The following is an 18,348-nucleotide window of genomic DNA, read 5'->3' on the forward strand; positions in this document are numbered from 1 at the left end:
GTGCACGCGGGGAGGTGTCGTTAGGTTCACGCTCGAACCCAACGACACCTCCCCGCGAACGTCGCGGCTACGGCAAGGCCTCCGCCACCTTGCGGAAGTGCGCGGCGGCCTTGTCGAGCTGGGCGGCGACTTCGATGGCGATGTCCTTCGGGGAGCCGAAGTCCTCAAGGTCCGGGGCGAGGTACGCCGGCAGGTCGAGGTTCGTCTTCGGGCGGTCCAGCAGGTCGTTCACCGGATAGCGGCGGAAACGTTTCGACTCGGTCCGTGCGGCGAAGCCGTCCGCGGGCAGACAGGCGGCGATGAAGTCGTCGAAGTCTTCTTCGGTCACCGGGTTGCCCGTGTCCGTGTAATGGTTTCCGGTGCGGGCGTCGTACACCCACAAGTCGCGCGTGACGGCCTTCTGATCCGGCCGGGGGGTGGACACGGTGAAGAAGAGAATGTTCGACTTCACGCCCTTGCGGTGGAACAGCCCGGTGGGCAGGCGAAGAAGCGTGTGCACATCGCAGTTCTTCAGCAGGGCCCGGCGGACGGTGGCCGCGGCGCCACTGCCGAACAGGACCCCGTCGGGTACGAACACAGCAGCTCGCGTGTCCTTGGGCAGGGTGACCATCAGGTGCTGGAGGAAGTTCGTGGGGAAGTCCCCGTAGGCCAGGAAATCGTCCCGCATGGTTGCGTCCGGCACCACGCCGTTGCTCTTGAACGGTGGGTTGCAGATCGCCACGGTGGGGACGACGCCGGACTCGGCCCGTACGATCGGAAACTTTCGCGTGAGCGTGTCCGCGAGCCGCACCGGGGCCGGGTCGGAGAAGGGGCGCACCGTGTTCAGCAGGATGTTCATCGTGGCGAGTCGGCACATCTGGGGGTCCAGATCGGCACCGGCGATCGCGGAGCGGTCATGGGACTGCATCGCCTTGTATGCCGCTATGAGCGTCGTGCCGGTGCCGCATGCCGGGTCGATGACGATGTCGTCCGGGCCCACGCCGAGCACCTTGTTGACAGCGTTCAGGACCGGGACGGGGGTCAGCGTCTGACCGGTATCGATCTTGCAGTCGATGTCCTCAGCGCAGTCACGCAGCATCGAGGAGAAGGCCTGGCCCAGTTCGGCTTGGGGGACGGTCCGCCACTGGTAGGGGTCAATCTCGTCGGTGATCAGCTGGGCGAGCTCCGCCATACGGTCAAGGGGCCAGGGCTGCGCGTCGCGGAAGACCATGCTTGCGGTCTGCCGGCCGGGGTGGTTGACCAGGTTCTGGTCGCCTAGATTTTTCATGAGGGAGGAGAGCCCGGTGTGCAGGGCCTCACCGCTGAGCAGCACCAGGTCCAGCCAGGCGTCGACAGGTGCTACTGGCTTCCGGGCGAACCTGCTGGAACGGTTGGCACGTTCGTGGTCCAGCTTGAGGAAGAGCAGATAGCCGATGTGCTCCACGAACTGGAGCTGGGTGATGGCGCGGGTGCTGGTCTTCTCGCGGTAGAACTTCCAGAGCCGTGCGGTGATACTCGCCTCTGTCCAGGAGCTCTCCGGCGGAATACCCGTTCCCGCTGCCGAACCGTTACTTTGGCCGAACCTGTTGACCATGTGTCACCCAGTCCCTGTGTCAGTACCGGTGAGCCTTCTGGGGCCGTACGGAGGTACGGCCCCAGAAGGCTCACAATCCCGGTCTCCGGAGCGGACTCCGGCACGGCCCCTTGGCCATGAGCCCGGTGTCAGGCATCCATGGGCGAGGGACTGGAGCCGGGCTACCGCTCTTGGTCTGCTTCTTCGGTGGTGCTGGAAGCGCTGCTCGGGTCCTTGTCCGCGGCCGGGGCGGTCGCAGCTTCGGTTGTCACACGGACGGTCTTCTTGAGGGCCTGTGCGACAGCGGTGAACTCGGCCAAGGCGGTCTCCAGTTCGTCCACAATCTCCTGGGCGATCACATCCGGCGGTGCAAGTGCAACGGAGGCGGAAGCTGGCTGAAGAACCGTCAGGTCAAGATTAACCTTGTCGCGAGCAACCAACTCATCGTACTCATACGACCGGAAGCGATCGCTGGGTTTCCGGGCGGAGTAGTCCGTGCCCCCCGAGTGGAAGGCGGCGACGAAGTCGTCCAGGTGTTTGCGGTGCAGGGCACGCTGCTTCAGCGTGAAACGCTGATCGGTGCGGAAGTCGTACACCCACAGCTGCTTGGTGGCGGGCTTGCCGCCTGGGCGAGGGGGAACCTTGTCGAAGAACAGCACATTGGCCTTGACCCCGTTGGCATAGAAGATGCCGGTGGGCAGCCGCAGCAGGGTGTGGACGTTGGTGAGGTCCAGCAGTCGGCGACGGATCTCCGCGCCGGCACCGCCCTCGAAGAGGACGTTGTCGGGCAGGACGAGCGCGGCCCGGCCGTTCGTCTTGAGCAGGGTGTAGATGTGCTGGACGAAGTTCAGCTGCTTGTTGGTGGTCTGGGTCCAGAAGTCCTTGCGCGCGCTGTATGCCTCGCCGGTGACCGATCCCACGCCGAAGGGCGGGTTGGCCAGGACGATGTCGTAGAACTTGTGTGGCGACTTGGCCAGAGAGTCCTGGAGCGTGATCAAAGGGCGGCCCTCGGACGTGCCGATGCCGTGCAGCAGCATGTTCATGAGGGCGAGCCGGGCGGTCTCCCGGACCAGCTCGTAGCCGGTGATGGCGCCGGTCTGGAGTTTGCGTGCCTGATCGCCGTACAGCTGGTCCTCGTAGTGCTCGGCGATGTGGGCGTGCGCCGCGATCAGGAAGCCGCCGGTGCCGCAGGCAGGGTCGGTGATCGACTCGCCGGGCCGGGGCTGCACACAGTCGACCATGGCGTCGATGAGCGGGCGGGGCGTGAAGTACTGGCCCGCGCCGGTCTTGCGGTCCTCGGCGCCACGCTGGAGGAGGCCTTCGTAGGCGTCGCCCTTGAGGTCCTGGTTCTCACGGGTCCAGGTGTAGGGGTCAATCAGATCCTTGACGAGCCGCTCCAGAACGGCAGGCTCATGGATCTTGTTCTGCGCCTTGGTGAAGACTTCGCCGAGCATGGTGCCGCCCTTGCGGCCCAGTTCCCGCAGGACGTGCTCGTAGTGCTCCAGCAGATCCTCGGCCGACCGGCTGGTGAGGCTTGGCCAGTCCAACCCTTCCGGGACGAGCGGCTCGTCCGGCATGTTCTTGCGGAACTTCGCCGGGCGGTTGGCGCGCTCGTGGGCCATCTTCAGGAAGAGGAGATAGGTCAACTGCTCGACGTAGTCGAGGGTGGAGACGCCTGAGTGCCGCAACAGCTCGCAGTACGACCAGAGGCGGTTGACGAGTGTCGAGGTCGTCTCCCCGGCAGACCGGGTGGGAGCGGTGGCGCTGTTCACTAGGGCGGGGGGGGTGCTCATGAGGGCAGTTCTTCCTGACCGGGCGGTGAGGGGCGGGGCTTGCGGGCCGCGCGCTTATGAGGGGCCTTCTTGGCCCGAGTCCCTTGCTCGGCGCGGACGCGGTCGAGCAGAGCCGATGCCGGTTCGTCGGCGGGGTCCTGGGGGACGAGGGCTCCGGTGAAGGCTGCGTGCAGGAGTGCGGCGCGGAGGTCTCGGGCACGGCTCAACGCACTCTCAGCTGTTGTCCGGGTGGCGGCCACGTGTTCCAGGTGCAACTCGATCGTCTTCACCAGCTGCTCCTGAACTTCGCGCGGAGGGATCGGCACGGGGAGAAGCTTAATCTTGCGGAGACTGATAGACGCCAGATTGACGGACTGGGTGCCGTTCCGATCGCACCACGTCTTGCCGAAACCATTGGCGTGCCAGGCCAGCAGCTTCGGATGAATTTCGTCCCAGGCTACCCGTGCACGGAACACGTGGTTTTGGTGGATGCATTTTTCTATTTGCCCTTCCCACACCCAGCCTCGTCCGAGCTTATCTCGGTCGCCGCCTTCGTTGAGGAGCACGTCACCGTGCTTCAGGTAAAGAGAGTCGGCCTTGGCAGGAGGAACGCGGATTGTAGTGACCTTGTCCAGTACCAGCTGTCCGCGTTGAACATTAGCGACGCGCAGGTAGGGGACTTCGATGTAGTCGGGGTCGTCTTGGCGTTTGCTGTCCTTGGTGACGCCGCCGACTACGGACGCGATCTCGCCGAGCCGGGCCCATCTCCAGCCAGCGGGGAGATCGGGAACCGGGCCATCGTCGATGTCCGCCTTCGGCAAGGTTCCCTGATAGAGCTCGACCTCTTCCAAGCAGCCGCGAGAGCCCTGGGTGGCGATTTGCTCTGCCAAGGTGGTGGCGTTTGCCAGCGCGGCGCGTGCCGCCGTCTCACCCGCCTCTATACGAGCGATCTGTTGCTCGATCGCGGCAATGATGCGACGCTGCTCCGGGATCGGTGGAACAGGGACCTCAAGAGATTCCAGGTAAGGGCGAGGGACGCGGCGCTGCCCCACTGCCCCAGACATATGGTGCTCGGCAGTGACTCGTACTGTGCGCTGCAGCAGATAGTGCATCAAGTATTCAGGGATGATTGCCCCGCGGGTGCGCAGTACGTGGAACTCGGTGCTTCCCAAAGCGTGGCCGCCAGCTAGTCCCAGAGCTTTCGCGATTTTCCCGTTTTCCATGCATGGCGTGATCTTCGCGAAAAGAACGTCGTTCTCCTGGAAGCGGGTCAGAGACTTCTTCTTGAGGTCTCCATACCGTGCACGCGTCGAAGCGTCCATACGCCCAGTTTCAGCTTCAACTGCGGCCATGGGAACCTGTGAAATGAAGTCGTCATCTTCAGGTTCCTCATCGAAGCCACGAGGATTCACATCGCACAGCTCAGCGATGGTCGCCCGAGCCCACCCCGCCGGAAGCTCCTCCGTGGATCCCCCAATAGGCCCGGCAGGCCCTCCAGCTCCGCCCCCTGCAGCCACATCCAGCTCCAGCGTCACGCGCCCAGCTCCCTGTCCAGTTCGTCGAGGATCTCTTCCGCCCTCGCCTCGCCGAACTCCGCGAGCAAGCCGTCCGTGCCGTTCCTCATAGTGAACGGGGCGTAATCGAGGTCGGCGGTGTCGAAGCGTACACGCTCGACCGTGGCACCGGCGATGTGGTCCAGCCACCACCGCTCGGCCTTGGTGAAGGTCACACCGGCCTGTTCCTGCTTGGCGAGCCAGGCCGCGTACCGCTCCCGTACCACCTCCGCGTGCGGGCGAGGTGGCTCGGTGCCCTGCTTCGCTCCCCCCGCCAGCTCGTACCGCAGCAGGGCGAGCAGATCGGCTGCTGTCCGGGCTGCGGAACGGTCCGCGGCCACGGCCTCGCCCACCTGCTCATAGGCGCGCCAGAGCCGGTCGGCCGTCCAAGCACGTGGTGGGCGGGAGATGGACCGGGCCAGGTCCTTGAGGCGCTTGAGGGCATCGCGAGGCGGGACCTGTGAATCGGCTGCGAAGGCGATGGAGAGCGCCGCGATCTCGTCTCGGTGCTCCTCTATGTAGGCACGCCAGTCCTGCACGGTGTCGTGCGCCGCCGACTCGTCCTCCGGAACGGCGCCGGCTGACACCAGAGCATCCCGGCTGTTCTCGTCGTACAGGATGTCCTTCGCCCGGCGCATCTCCAGCAGGCGGTTGCGCAGCTCGGGGTTGGACGCCAACGGCTTCAGGGCGCGCTCGACCGCGTCCCGGATGGCCCGCTCCGGATCGAGGCCCAGGCGTTCCGCGGCTTCGCGGGTCTTGGCCTGTCCGTCGACGGCGACGGCCTCGACCATGTTGTGCACGATGGTCTTCAGCGGCACGCCGCCGGTGAGACTCTCCGTCTCGGCCCGTTCCTCGTCCGTCATCTGGAGATCGAGCTTGGCGAGACGGGCGGCCAGGGTGGAGACATGCTCGTCCTCCGCGATGCCACGGGCGGTGAGGCGGAGGAGTTTCTCCAGGTTAAGGTCCTTCTCCGTGTGCCGCTCCAGTGGACCCGCATCCACCTTGTCCTTCCGGGTGACCCCCACCGCGTCGACGATCACGAAGCGCGTCTTGGGGCCGACGCCCGGAGTGACCCGCTCGAACTCGGTCAGCGACAGGGTCCGTGCACCCCGGCCCTTCATCTGCTCGAAGTACGCCCAGCTGTTGACGTCCCGCAGGAAGAGAAGGCACTCCAGCGGCTTGACGTCCGTGCCGGTCGCGATCATGTCCACGGTGACCGCGATACGCAGCTGAGGCAGGTTACGGAAGTCGGAGAGGCGTTCGGCGGGCCTCTTCGCGGCGTGCGTGATCTTCGCGCAGAAGTCGTCGCCCTTACCGAAGATGTCGCGGACGACTTCGACGATCTCCTCGGCGTGGTTGTCGTTCTTCGCGAAGATGAGCGTCTTCGGGACGTACATCTCGTCCCACAGCAGCTCGCCGGTCTGCTCATCGCGTTTGGCGCGCTCGGGGAAGATCTCGGTGAACAGTCGCTCGCGGAAGGTACGGATGACGGTCCGCAGCTGGTCCTTGCTGATCACGCCGACACCGACTTGCCCGGCGCTGTATGTGATGTCCTCGTCGAAGTCTTCGTAGCGCTGTCGGCGGGTGCGCCGGTCGCGGACTGGGATGGTGCCCTGGGCGATGACGCCGCCCTCACCCGTTATCCGGGTCAGGATTTCGTACACCTGGAAGTCGACGTTGACGCCGTCGGCGACGGCCTCCGGGTAGGTGTACTCGCTGACCAGGTTGCCGTTGAAGTAGCCGAAGGTCTGCGCGACGGGTGTCGCGGTCAGGCCGACGATCGGCGCGTCGAAGTACTCCAGGACGGAGCGCCACTTGCCGTAGATGGAGCGGTGGCATTCGTCGACGACGATCAGGTCGAAGGACTCGGGAGGGATGCCCTGGTTGTATCCGACGGTGATGTCGCCGGGCACTTCGTAGGAGTACTCCTCCTCGCCGTCCGCGCCGGTCCTTGTGGGCAGGCTTATACCCGTCAGCTCCATGTACAGGCGCTGCACCGTGGAGACGACGACTTTCGCGGACGCGTTCATGCCCTCGGCGCCAAGCCGCTGCACGTTGAACAGATCGGCAAAGACGCGGTTGGTATCCGGCGTGACGAAGTTCTCGAACTCGGTCTGCGCCTGGGCGCCCAGGTTGTTGCGGTCCACCAGGAACAGGACGCGCTCTGCCTGGGCATGCTTGAGCATCCGGTAGGCGAACGTAACGGCCGTGTACGTCTTACCTGCGCCGGTCGCCATCTGTACGAGGGAACGGGACTGGCCCGTTCCCTGCTGGCCCTTGCCCAGCGCGACGGACTCCTCGACCCCTTGCACCGCTTTGATCTGGGCGGGACGGAGCGGGCGTTCGTCGAGCTCGGGCATCCGGGTCCGCAGCCGCGCCCGGTACGAGGGCGCCTGCGGGTCCTGCTCCGCCTGGCGAATCCACCGGGCCAGAGTGCGCGGCTGATGGAAGGAGAAGATCCGCCGGGTGCGCGAGTCCGGGTCGAGGGTGTTGCGGAACCGCGTCTCGCCGCCGTCCGAGACATAGCGGAACGGAAGCGGAGTGCGCCAGGCGATGAGGCGCTGTTGTGCGTCGGTGGGGTGATCCGCGTACCGGTCGGCCTGCTCCTGGGCAGCGGTCAGATCTGCGCCCTCACGCTTGGCCTCGATCACCCCAACAAGCTTGTGCTCCACGTACAGGGCGTAGTCCGCGCGGCCCGTCGCGGTGGTCGTCTCACGGACCGCGACACCACTGCCACGCCGGTCGCCCTGTACGTACAGGTTGAGGTCGGCCCCGGCGTCCTGGACGCTCCAGCCGGCCTCGATGAGCATCTCGTCCAGGCGCGTGCGCACCTGGGCCTCCGTGAGGGGCTCGCGGGCGGCCTGCTCGGCGTTGTCCAGCAGACGGGCGCGTTCCGCCACCGCCTTGGAGGCGGCAGTGCGGTCGACGGCCTGCGCACGAAGCACCCGGGCGTCGCCCTCGGACTGCGCCTGCTGGAGCGCCGCGAGCCGGTCGCGCATGGCTTCGACTTGGCGGGCCAGATCCTCACGCTCGGCGGTGGCGGCGGCCAGCTCCCGTTCGGCGGCGGCGCGTGCGGCTTGCTCGGCCTGCGCCTGCGAAGCCTGCCCCTCGTAACTGAGGCGGGCCTCTTCCAGAGCACGACGGGCCTCCGCCACCTGTGTGCGCAGGGCCCGGTTCTCTCCGGCCGGGGTGCGCGCCGGGTCCGGCGGCACGAAGGTCTGCTGGTCGCGGGAGGCGGTGAGGAGGCGGTAGTACCAGACGCCCAGCCGGTGGCAGGTCCGCAGCGCCCGGAAGGCGTCGCCGGGGTTGTCGTAGCCATCATGATTGGCCTTGTTGCCCAGGACGCGGACCTCGTGGAAGGCGTCTTTCACGTTGCCGTGCAGATAGCCCTCGCGGTCCAGGGCCGCCAGGCGCTCGATCTGCTTGCTGCCGGAGTACTGGACGCGGCCCCGGAGAACGAGATCGGAGGCGAGGGCTTCGCCGAACTGGCGGGACTTGAGCAGGGAGGTGTTGGGATCGGTGAAGACATGGGCCTCGGCGGCGGCGCCGTAGGCGACGAGCAGCGGCAGATGGGCGTACAGAAAGCCGAAGTTGCGTGAAGTCCGGGCAAGTTGAGCAAGATTGGAGTCCGGCGTTGGTGACGCGCCACCTGCGCTCATCAGATGCGTACGCTCTCTCTGGGCTAGCTGTGGGCACCCAGGTAGCGTCGGGCTGTTCGGGTGCAGTGAGGATCTTTGAGCCTAGCGTCGCGGGTATGGCGGGGCCACGGCTTTCAGCCTTGAGATGGGCGGGGCGACGATGCGGAGCATGGAGCTGTTCCAGGTCGTCGATGTCTCGGCAGCCGCTGACCGCGAGTGGCGTGGATTTGCTTGGGTACTCGACGATGCCGTGGGTCCGCACGCGGCGTCTCTCGTGAGTGGCGGGGGAGGGCATGAAAAAGGCCTCCTGTCCAACGTTGCTGCTGGTCAGGAGGCCCCTAGGCACTTCGCATGAAGTGCCCCCGGCAGGATTCGAACCTGCGCACACGGCTCCGGAGGCCGATGCTCTATCCCCTGAGCTACGGGGGCGTATCGCCGTGTTGCTCGGCGACGGGAGAAACACTACCAGCTCCCGCCGGGTGTCCGTGAACAGCTATTTCCGCGTAGTCGGAGGCGGCGGCGCGGGCCGCGCAGAGGGCCCGTCGGGGTGGTCCCATGTACATCCGGCCACCCTCCGCGCCACGCGTCCGGCGTCGGAAATGGGCAAAACCCGGACGCAGCCCCTACGTCCCACCTACTCTCGGAGTGTGTCAGGCGCGTGTGGCCGCGTGCTTGTTGTCGACGACAACAAGGTCATCCGGCAGTTGATCAGGGTCAACCTTGAGCTTGAGGGCTTCGAGGTCGTGACCGCGGCCGATGGTGTCGAGTGTCTGGATCTGGTGCATCAGGTCTGCCCCGATGTGATCACGCTCGATGTCGTCATGCCCCGGCTGGACGGTCTGCAGACCGCCACCAGACTGCGCTCCGATCCGCGGACCAGTCATCTGCCCGTGGCGATCATCAGTGCCTGCACGCCTTACGAGGTGGGCAGCGGGGTCGCCGCAGGCGTCGATGCGTTCCTGGCGAAGCCCTTCGAACCGCGCGAGTTGGTGCGGCTCGTACGGCAGTTGATGGACAAGGAGGGCCCGCCGTCGCTCGACGACAGGCATGGCGCCGGGCGGGCGGAGAGCGCCGCAGGGTGACCGCATGGCGAAACCGGGTCGCGGGGTACTCCCCTTCCTCCCATACGCTTGTCCTGTGACCCCCGCTGATCTCTCCAGAACCGTGCTGCACGCCGTGCGCCGCGCGGTCGACGAGGACGCCCTGCGCGCGCCCGTGCCCACGCGCGTGCGGGTGGAGCGGACACGGCCCGGCGGGTGTGGTGACTACGCCTGTGCCGTCGCCCTCCAGCTGGCCGGGCCCGCCGCGCTGCCGGCCAGGGAAGTGGCCGAGATTCTTCGGGAGCGGGTGCAGGGCGCGCCGGGGATCGGTGGTGTCGAGGTCACCGGGCCCGGGTTCTTGAACTTCACCCTGGATGGTGACGACGGGCTGGCCGCCCTGGTCAGGGCCGTCGACGCCCGCGGTACGGAGTACGGGCACGGGAATGCCCTCGCCGGCGTATCCGCCTCGTTCGCACCCGTCGACGAGCTGCGCGCCCGTGTCGTCACCGAGACAGTCGAGCGGCTGCTGCGGACTCAGGGGGCGCAGGTCGGGGCGCGGGCGGCCGGCGGGGAGGCGCTGCATGTCGTGCCCGTGCCTGCCGCGGACCGTGATCTCTTCGCGAGGCTCGGGAGCGACGCCGCACGCTGGGCGCTGCTGAGGGCCGCCCCGCACGACCGGGCCCGGTGCACGGGGAGCGACGAGCTCCTCGTGCAGCGGGAGAGCAATCCGCTGTTCCGGGTGCGGTACGCGTACTCCCGGACCCGCGCCCTGAGCCGGAACGCCGAGCAGCTCGGGTTCCGCAGCGGGTACGAGGAGAGCGTGGACGCGCCGGTGCTCGGTGCACTCCTCGCCGATCATCCCGGGGTGCTCGCCGCTGCCGCCCGCCACCGTGAGCCCGACCGGCTCGCTCGGCAGCTGGAAGCGGTCGCGCAGGCCTTCTTCGACTTCCACGACAGCGCCGCCCCGCTCCCCGTCGGTGACGAGAAACCCTCGGCCGCCCACCGTTCCCGGCTCGCCCTCGCCGAAGCCGCCGGGACGGTGCTGGCAGGCGGCCTGTCCCTGCTCGGTATCAGCGCACCCGAATTCTTCTGAGAGCCCCGAGAGAGCAGAGCAACACGATGAGCCGATCCGCACACCCCGCCGGGCCCCGTCACGCCGATGTCGTGACGGAGGGGCACTACACGGCCCCGCCCGCCGATCTCAACGTCCTGGACGAGAAGGTCTGGGCCCGTACCGTCGCCCGCAACGAGGACGGTGCGGTCACCGTCGGCGGGATCGAAGTGACGCGGCTGGCCGAGGAGTTCGGCACCCCCGCCTACTTCCTCGACGAGAGCGACTTCCGGGCCCGCTGCCGGGCCTGGGCCGACGCCTTCGGGCGGGACGCCGATGTGTTCTACGCCGGGAAGGCGTTCCTGTCGCGGGCGATCGTGCGCTGGCTCAAGGAAGAGGGGCTCAACCTCGACGTCTGCTCCGGGGGAGAGCTGACCTGTGCACTGGACGCCGGGATGCCCGCCGAACGCATCGCCTTCCACGGCAACAACAAGACCGTCGCGGAGATCGAGCGGGCGGTCACCGTCGGCGTCGGGCGGATCGTGCTCGACTCCTTCCAGGAGATCGTCCGGGTCGCGCACATCGCGCAGGAGCTCGGCAAGCGGCAGCGCGTACAGATCCGGGTGACCGTCGGTGTCGAGGCGCACACCCACGAGTTCATCGCCACCGCGCACGAGGACCAGAAGTTCGGGATCGCGCTGGCCGGGGGACAGGCCGCGGAGGCGGTACGCCGGGCGCTCGCCCTCGACGGGCTCGAACTCATCGGCATCCACTCGCACATCGGCTCTCAGATCTTCGACATGGCCGGCTTCGAGGTCTCCGCCCGGCGCGTGGTGCAGCTGCTCGCCGAGGTGCGCGACGAGCACGGCATCGAGCTGCCCGAGATCGACCTGGGCGGCGGGCTGGGCATCGCCTACACCTCCGAGGACGACCCGCGCGAGCCGCACCAGATCGCCAAGGCGCTCGGCGACATCGTCACCCGTGAGTGCGAGGCGGCCGGGCTCGCCACCCCGCGGATCTCAGTCGAGCCGGGACGCGCCATCGTCGGCCCCACCGCGTTCACGCTCTACGAGGTCGGCACCGTCAAGCCCCTGGAGGGGCTGCGTACATACGTCAGCGTCGACGGCGGCATGTCGGACAACATCCGCACCGCGCTGTACGACGCCGAGTACAGCGTCGCGCTCGTCTCGCGCACCTCCGACGCCGAGCCGATGCTCGTGCGCGTCGTCGGCAAGCACTGCGAGAGCGGTGACATCGTGGTCAAGGACGCGTTCCTGCCGTCCGACCTGGCGCCCGGCGATCTGATCGCGGTGCCGGCCACCGGTGCGTACTGCCGCTCCATGGCGAGCAACTACAACCATGCATTGCGTCCGCCCGTCGTCGCTGTGTGCGACGGGGAGGCGCGAGTGATCGTCAGGCGCGAGACGGAGGAAGATCTCCTGCGTCTCGATGTCGGTTGATGAAATAGATGTCTCAGGATCCGGACGGGTGACAGAAACTCCCGTCCGGTGAGTGAGACTGGTCCACACGTCAGAGGTAAAGGAAACGAGGTCGGATGATGCGTACGCGTCCGCTGAAGGTGGCGCTGCTGGGCTGTGGAGTGGTCGGCTCAGAGGTGGCGCGCATCATGACGACGCACGCCGACGACCTCGCCGCACGCATCGGCGCGCCGGTCGAGCTCGCCGGTGTCGCCGTGCGCCGGCCCTCCAAGGTGCGGGAGGGCGTCGACCCCGCACTGATCACCACCGATGCGACAGCCCTGGTCAAACGGGGCGACATCGACGTCGTCATCGAGGTCATCGGCGGCATCGAGCCCGCCCGTACCCTCATCACCACCGCCTTCGAGCACGGCGCGAGCATCGTCTCCGCGAACAAGGCGCTGCTTGCCGAGGACGGCGCCGCTCTGCACGCCGCCGCCGAGCAGCACGGCCGGGATCTCTACTACGAGGCCGCCGTGGCCGGCGCCATCCCGCTCGTACGGCCGCTGCGCGAATCCCTCGCCGGTGACAAGGTCAACCGGGTCCTCGGCATCGTGAACGGCACCACCAATTTCATCCTCGACCGGATGGACACGAGCGGAGCCGGATACTCCGAGGCGCTCGACGAGGCCACCGCGCTCGGATACGCCGAGGCCGACCCGACCGCCGACGTCGAGGGCTTCGACGCCGCCGCCAAGGCCGCGATCCTCGCCGGCATCGCCTTCCACACCCGGGTCAGGATCGGTGATGTGTACCGCGAGGGCATCACCGAGGTCACCGCCGCCGACATCGCCTCCGCCCGGCGCATGGGCTGCACCGTCAAACTCCTCGCCATCTGTGAGCGCGCCGCCGACGGGCAGTCCGTCACCGCGCGTGTGCACCCCGCGATGATTCCGCTGAGCCACCCGCTCGCCTCCGTTCGAGAGGCGTACAACGCGGTCTTCGTCGAGGCCGAGGCGGCCGGACAGCTCATGTTCTACGGCCCCGGCGCCGGCGGCTCGCCGACCGCCTCCGCGGTCCTCGGCGACCTGGTCGCGGTCTGCCGCAACAAACTCAACGAGGCCACCGGCCCCGGCGAGTCCGCGTACACGCGCCTGCCGGTCAGTCCCATGGGCGACGTCGTCACGCGCTACCACATCAGCCTCGACGTGGCCGACAAGCCTGGCGTACTCGCTCAGGTGGCAACGGTCTTCGCCGAACAGGGCGTATCGATTGATACCGTCCGTCAGCAAGGCAGAAATTCAGGCAGCGGCGACGAAGTCGCCATCGAGCAGGGTGGCAGCGGGCGACGGGCGGGCGGAAGCGGCGACGCCTCTCTCGTCGTCGTCACCCACCGCGCGCTCGACGCCGCCCTCTCGGCGACCGTCGAAGCGCTGCGCAAGCTCGACACCGTGCGCGGTGTCGCCAGCATCATGCGTGTTGAAGGGGAGTAAGGACCCATGACCAGCAAGGGCACCCACCAGTGGCGCGGCATCATCGAGGAGTACCGGGACCGACTTCCGGTCACGAGCACGACGCCGGTCGTCACGCTTCGTGAGGGCGGTACGCCGCTCGTCCCCGCTCAGGTCCTCTCCGAGCGCACGGGCTGCGAGGTGCACCTCAAGGTCGAGGGCGCCAACCCCACCGGGTCCTTCAAGGACCGCGGTATGACGATGGCGATCACCCGGGCCAAGGAGGAGGGCGCACGGGCCGTCATCTGTGCCTCCACCGGCAATACCTCCGCCTCCGCCGCCGCGTACGCGGTGCGGGCCGGTATGGTCTGCGCCGTCCTCGTGCCGCAGGGCAAGATCGCGCTTGGCAAGATGGGCCAGGCGCTCGTGCACGGCGCCAAGATCCTTCAGGTCGACGGAAATTTCGACAACTGTCTGACGCTTGCCCGCTCGCTCTCGGACAACTATCCGGTGGCGTTGGTCAATTCGGTCAACCCGTCCCGCATCGAGGGCCAGAAGACCGCCGCGTTCGAGATCGTCGACGCGCTCGGGGACGCCCCGGACATCCATGTCCTCCCGGTCGGCAACGCGGGCAACATCACCGCGTACTGGAAGGGTTACAAGGAGTACGCGGGCGACAGCATGTCCACGCACACTCCGCGCATGTGGGGCTTCCAGGCCTCCGGCTCCGCACCCATCGTCCGCGGTGAGATCGTCAAGGATCCGTCGACCATCGCCACCGCGATCCGGATCGGCAACCCGGCCTCCTGGCAGTACGCGCTGGCGGCCCGGGATGAATCGGGCGGTCTCATCGACGAGGTGACGGATCGTCAGATCCTGGCTGCCTACCGGCTGTTGGCCTCCCAGGAGGGTGTCTTCGTCGAGCCCGCGTCGGCCGCGTCCGTCGCCGGTCTGCTGAAGGCCGCCGAAGAGGGCAAGGTCGACCCGGGTCAGAAGATCGTCTGCACGGTCACCGGCAACGGGCTCAAGGACCCCGACTGGGCCGTAGCGGGCGCACCGCAGCCGGTCACGGTCCCGGTCGACGCGGCCGCCGCCGCCGAGAAGCTGGGCCTCGCGTAACGGCCTCAGAAGTCGTAGGGGCTGACCATCCCTCTCCTGGGTGGAGAGCGCATAGGAGGCGGGCGACACGCATCGTGCGCCTCCTGTGCGCCCTATGTCGCCGCAGAACTTTCCTTCGATAAGCTGTACTCAACCCGCCCCGCCGCATCTGCCGCGGTGCAAGGGCCGTTGCGGCCATCGGGTTCCCCGGAATTCCACTCCCCGCTGCCACGGCCTTCCGCCAGTATCGAGAATCGCTTCACCGCCCCCGCAGTCCTACGAGGAGAGTCGTCCAACCGATGGCCGGTCCCGCCTTCCGAGCCGCCGCCGTCCGGGTGCGCGTCCCTGCGACCAGCGCCAACCTGGGCCCGGGTTTCGACGCCTTCGGCCTGTCGCTGGGGCTGTACGACGACGTCGTCGTCCGCGTGGCCGACTCCGGACTGCACATCGACATCGCGGGTGAGGGTGCGGACACCCTGCCCCGTGACGAGAGCCACCTCCTGGTACGTTCCCTGCGCACGGCCTTCGACCTGCTCGGCGGACAGCCCCGCGGCCTGGAGATCGTCTGCGCCAACCGCGTCCCGCACGGGCGCGGCCTCGGCTCCTCCTCCGCCGCCATCTGTGCCGGCATCGTCGCCGCCCGCGCCGTGACGACCGGCGGTGACGCCCGGCTCGACGACGCGGCGCTGCTGGAACTCGCCACCGAGATCGAGGGCCACCCCGACAATGTCGCGGCCTGCCTGCTCGGAGGGTTCACACTTGCCTGGATGGACGGCGGATCGGCCCGCGCGATCAGGATGGATCCCGCAGATTCCATCGTTCCGGTGGTTTTCGTCCCCAGCAAGCCGGTCCTGACCGAGACCGCCCGCGGGCTGCTGCCGCGCACGGTCCCGCATGTCGACGCCGCCTTCAACGCCGGCCGTTCCGCGCTTCTCGTCGAGGCCCTGACCAGACGCCCCGAGCTGCTGCTCACCGCCACCGAGGACAGGCTGCACCAGGAATACCGCGCCCCGGCGATGCCGCAGAGCGTGGAGCTCGTGAACCGACTGCGCGCCGACGGCGTCCCCGCAGTCATCTCCGGTGCCGGGCCGACGGTGCTCGCACTGGCCGAGGACGGTGCGGCCGACAAGGCCGCACGGCTGGCGGGCGAGGGATGGGCGGCCAATCGGCTCACTCTCGACGCCGCGGGCGCGAGTGTGCTGCCGCTCGCCCCGTAGCCGAGTGATTGCCGGTGAGTGAGAGGGGGAATGTTTGTTGGAGCCGGTAGTGTTAACCTCAAGTCAGCAATCGACGTCTATGCGGCGCGTTGCTTCGTGTCCCTTTCCGGGACCACCAACTCTTCCGGGAGCCTCCCCAACTGCCTGAGCAGCCTGCCTGAGCAGTTTCGTGCACGCTCCGGAACCGGCACGACACCCCTCGCTTGTCCAGGAGTGGGCCGAGCAGGGGGATGCTCGCGCCGGACCCTTGCACACCTTCATCTCTCCGCCGTACCCGGCGGACCACCGCCCCGGCACGGTCCGCAAAAGAAAGACCGCAGTCGGACAGCACAACCGGTCGCCGAGCCAGAAGGCCGACGTCCGCTCCAGGGAAGGACCCTTCGTGAGCGACACCACCGATCTGATGGGCGTGACTGCCGACAAGACCGTCGACAGCGCCGCGCCCGCCGAAGGTGCTGCCACTGGCACCACCGTACGGCGCCGCCGCTCCGGCACCGGCCTTGACGGCATGGTCCTGGCCGAGCTGCAGCAGGTCGCGTCCGGCCTCGGTATCAAGGGCACTGCGCGGATGCGCAAGGGCCAGCTGATCGAGGTCATCAAGGAGGCGCAGGCCGGTAGCTCCGCCGCGCCCAAGGCCGCCGCGCCCGCCGCGGATGCCGAGACCAAGCCGAAGCGCCGTGCCACCTCCAAGGCGCGCACCGGGGACGGGTCCGCGGCCGCCGCGCCCGCCGAGAAGACCGCCGCGCAGCAGCAGATCGACATCCCCGGCCAGCCGGCCAGCGACGACCAGCCCGCGGGCGAGCGTCGTCGGCGCCGTGCGACCGCTCAGGCGGGCAGCCCGGAGAGCAAGGCCGAGAGCAAGCCGGCCGCCGAGGCCAAGGCTCAGACGCAGGCCGAGCCGAAGAGCGACGACCGGGCCGACGCCAAGGCCGAAGCCGCCGCCGACACGGCCGAGGGCCGCCGGGGCGACCGCCAGGACCGCGGTCAGCGCGGCGACCGCCAGGAGCGCGGGGAGCGCCGCGACCGTCAGCGTGACCGCCGCGGCAAGGGCGACGAGCATGGTGGTGGCCAGGGCCAGCAGGGCGGCCAGCGCCAGCAGCGCCAGGGCCAGCAGGGCAGCGGCCCGCAGGACGACGGTTACGACGACGAGGCAGGCGGTCGTCGCGGTCGTCGCGGCCGCTACCGCGACCGCCGTGGCCGCCGTGGGCGCGACGACTTCGCCAGCGAGGTTCCGGTCTCCGACGACGACGTCCTGATCCCCGTCGCGGGCATCCTGGACATCCTCGACAACTACGCGTTCATCCGGACCTCCGGCTACCTGCCGGGCCCGAACGACGTGTACGTCTCGCTCGCCCAGGTCCGCAAGAACGGACTGCGCAAGGGTGACCACGTCACCGGTGCGGTGCGCCAGCCCAGGGACGGCGAGCGTCGCGAGAAGTTCAACGCGCTGGTCCGCCTCGACTCGGTCAACGGCATGGCGCCCGAGACCGGCCGAGGCCGCCCGGAGTTCCAGAAGCTGACCCCGCTCTACCCGCAGGACCGGCTCCGCCTGGAGACCGACTCCAACGTCCTGACGACGCGGATCATCGACCTGGTCGCGCCGATCGGCAAGGGCCAGCGAGGCCTGATCGTGGCCCCGCCGAAGACCGGCAAGACCATGATCCTGCAGGCGATCGCCAACGCGATCACGGTCAACAGCCCCGAGTGCCACCTGATGGTCGTCCTCGTCGACGAGCGTCCGGAAGAGGTCACCGACATGCAGCGGTCGGTGAAGGGCGAGGTCATCTCCTCGACCTTCGACCGTCCCGCCGAGGACCACACCACCGTCGCCGAGCTGGCCATCGAGCGCGCCAAGCGTCTCGTCGAGCTGGGTCACGACGTGGTCGTCCTGCTGGACTCCATCACCCGCCTCGGCCGTGCGTACAACCTCGCGGCCCCCGCCTCCGGCCGCATCCTGTCCGGTGGTGTCGACTCGACCGCGCTGTACCCGCCGAAGCGCTTCTTCGGTGCCGCGCGCAACATCGAGGACGGCGGTTCGCTGACCATCCTGGCCACCGCGCTCGTCGAGACCGGCTCGCGCATGGACGAGGTGATCTTCGAGGAGTTCAAGGGCACCGGCAACATGGAGCTCAAGCTCGACCGGAAGCTCTCGGACAAGCGCATCTTCCCGGCGGTGGACGTCGACGCGTCCAGCACCCGTAAGGAAGAAATCCTGCTCGGCAGTGATGAGTTGGCCATTGTCTGGAAGCTGCGCCGGGTGCTGCACGCGCTCGACCAGCAGCAGGCGATCGAGCTCCTCCTGGACCGGATGAAGAAGACCCAGTCCAACGCGGAGTTCCTGCTCCAGATCCAGAAGACGACGCCGGCTCCGGGCAACGGCAACGACTGACGTCGTACCCGGATCGGCTGAAACGCAGGGCCGCCCTCGTCACTCCGGTGACGGGGGCGGCCCTGCGTCGTAGGGCCCGCGAATGTGACGCAGTCGATTCGGGCTTTTCGGTCGATCCGAGACCTTCGCCACACAAGCGTCGCGACAACAGAGGCCGCCACGATGTCTG

Annotated in this window: 11 protein-coding genes and 1 tRNA gene; 7 read left to right on the forward strand and 5 right to left on the reverse strand. The window is 68.1% G+C overall.

Features of this window, described 5'->3' with window-relative positions:
• Positions 1 to 67 precede the first annotated feature (67 nt).
• From ABT115_RS14050 to ABT115_RS14070, 5 genes are all read right to left on the reverse strand, one after another.
• On the reverse strand, positions 68 to 1,573 hold the full coding sequence (locus ABT115_RS14050) for an HsdM family class I SAM-dependent methyltransferase (protein ID WP_351788329.1): 1,506 nt from the start codon (positions 1,571 to 1,573) through the stop codon (positions 68 to 70).
• 161 nt (positions 1,574 to 1,734) lie between these two features.
• Positions 1,735 to 3,345 carry a class I SAM-dependent DNA methyltransferase gene (locus ABT115_RS14055; RefSeq protein ID WP_351788332.1) on the reverse strand — a complete coding sequence of 537 codons (1,611 nt, stop codon included), beginning with the start codon at positions 3,343 to 3,345 and terminating at the stop codon, positions 1,735 to 1,737.
• A complete protein-coding gene (locus tag ABT115_RS14060; protein WP_351788335.1) occupies positions 3,342 to 4,859 on the reverse strand; it encodes a restriction endonuclease subunit S in 1,518 nt (505 codons plus the stop codon). Before ABT115_RS14060 ends, ABT115_RS14055 begins: the two co-directional genes overlap by 4 nt.
• Entirely contained in the window at positions 4,856 to 8,536 is a 3,681-nt protein-coding gene (locus ABT115_RS14065; RefSeq protein ID WP_351788338.1) for a DEAD/DEAH box helicase family protein, read from the reverse strand. Before ABT115_RS14065 ends, ABT115_RS14060 begins: the two co-directional genes overlap by 4 nt.
• Positions 8,537 to 8,872: 336 nt before the next feature.
• Positions 8,873 to 8,944: transfer RNA gene (locus ABT115_RS14070), tRNA-Arg, on the reverse strand.
• A 239-nt stretch (positions 8,945 to 9,183) separates the two neighbouring features.
• On the opposite strand from ABT115_RS14070, the gene ABT115_RS14075 reads away from it, so the two are divergent.
• From ABT115_RS14075 to rho, 7 genes are all read left to right on the forward strand, one after another.
• Positions 9,184 to 9,597 (forward strand): response regulator, encoded by a 414-nt coding sequence (locus ABT115_RS14075; protein WP_351788341.1) that lies wholly within the window; start codon positions 9,184 to 9,186, stop codon positions 9,595 to 9,597.
• A 55-nt stretch (positions 9,598 to 9,652) separates the two neighbouring features.
• The gene (gene nrtL / locus ABT115_RS14080) at positions 9,653 to 10,648 is read left to right on the forward strand and encodes an ArgS-related anticodon-binding protein NrtL (RefSeq protein ID WP_351788344.1); all 996 of its coding nucleotides are present in this window, start codon (positions 9,653 to 9,655) and stop codon (positions 10,646 to 10,648) included.
• A 26-nt stretch (positions 10,649 to 10,674) separates the two neighbouring features.
• Positions 10,675 to 12,066 (forward strand): diaminopimelate decarboxylase, encoded by a 1,392-nt coding sequence (lysA, locus tag ABT115_RS14085; RefSeq protein ID WP_351788347.1) that lies wholly within the window; start codon positions 10,675 to 10,677, stop codon positions 12,064 to 12,066.
• A gap of 95 nt (positions 12,067 to 12,161) precedes the next feature.
• Positions 12,162 to 13,517, forward strand: coding sequence for a homoserine dehydrogenase (locus tag ABT115_RS14090; RefSeq protein ID WP_351788350.1), 1,356 nt, complete (start codon positions 12,162 to 12,164; stop codon positions 13,515 to 13,517).
• Between the two features lie 6 nt (positions 13,518 to 13,523).
• Positions 13,524 to 14,594 (forward strand): threonine synthase, encoded by a 1,071-nt coding sequence (gene thrC, locus ABT115_RS14095; RefSeq protein WP_351788353.1) that lies wholly within the window; start codon positions 13,524 to 13,526, stop codon positions 14,592 to 14,594.
• A 278-nt stretch (positions 14,595 to 14,872) separates the two neighbouring features.
• On the forward strand, positions 14,873 to 15,790 hold the full coding sequence (gene thrB / locus ABT115_RS14100; RefSeq protein WP_351788356.1) for a homoserine kinase: 918 nt from the start codon (positions 14,873 to 14,875) through the stop codon (positions 15,788 to 15,790).
• Positions 15,791 to 16,172: 382 nt separating this feature from the next.
• Positions 16,173 to 18,179: a transcription termination factor Rho gene (gene rho, locus ABT115_RS14105; protein ID WP_351788359.1), complete on the forward strand. Its 2,007-nt coding sequence runs from the start codon at positions 16,173 to 16,175 to the stop codon at positions 18,177 to 18,179.
• The last annotated feature ends 169 nt before the right edge of the window (positions 18,180 to 18,348 follow it).

Source organism: Streptomyces sp. NPDC001832 (genome assembly GCF_040297265.1).
Taxonomy (GTDB): domain Bacteria; phylum Actinomycetota; class Actinomycetes; order Streptomycetales; family Streptomycetaceae; genus Streptomyces.

Bases quoted from the DNA above. Each gene is read 5' to 3' on its own strand.
- ABT115_RS14050 (WP_351788329.1), bottom strand. From the start codon at position 1,573: ATGGTCAACAGGTTCGGCCAAAGTAACGGTTCGGCAGCGGGAACGGGT.
- ABT115_RS14055 (WP_351788332.1), bottom strand. From the start codon at position 3,345: ATGAGCACCCCCCCCGCCCTAGTGAACAGCGCCACCGCTCCCACCCGG.
- ABT115_RS14065 (WP_351788338.1), bottom strand. From the start codon at position 8,536: ATGAGCGCAGGTGGCGCGTCACCAACGCCGGACTCCAATCTTGCTCAA.
- lysA (WP_351788347.1), top strand. From the start codon at position 10,675: ATGAGCCGATCCGCACACCCCGCCGGGCCCCGTCACGCCGATGTCGTG.
- ABT115_RS14090 (WP_351788350.1), top strand. From the start codon at position 12,162: ATGATGCGTACGCGTCCGCTGAAGGTGGCGCTGCTGGGCTGTGGAGTG.
- thrC (WP_351788353.1), top strand. From the start codon at position 13,524: ATGACCAGCAAGGGCACCCACCAGTGGCGCGGCATCATCGAGGAGTAC.
- thrB (WP_351788356.1), top strand. From the start codon at position 14,873: ATGGCCGGTCCCGCCTTCCGAGCCGCCGCCGTCCGGGTGCGCGTCCCT.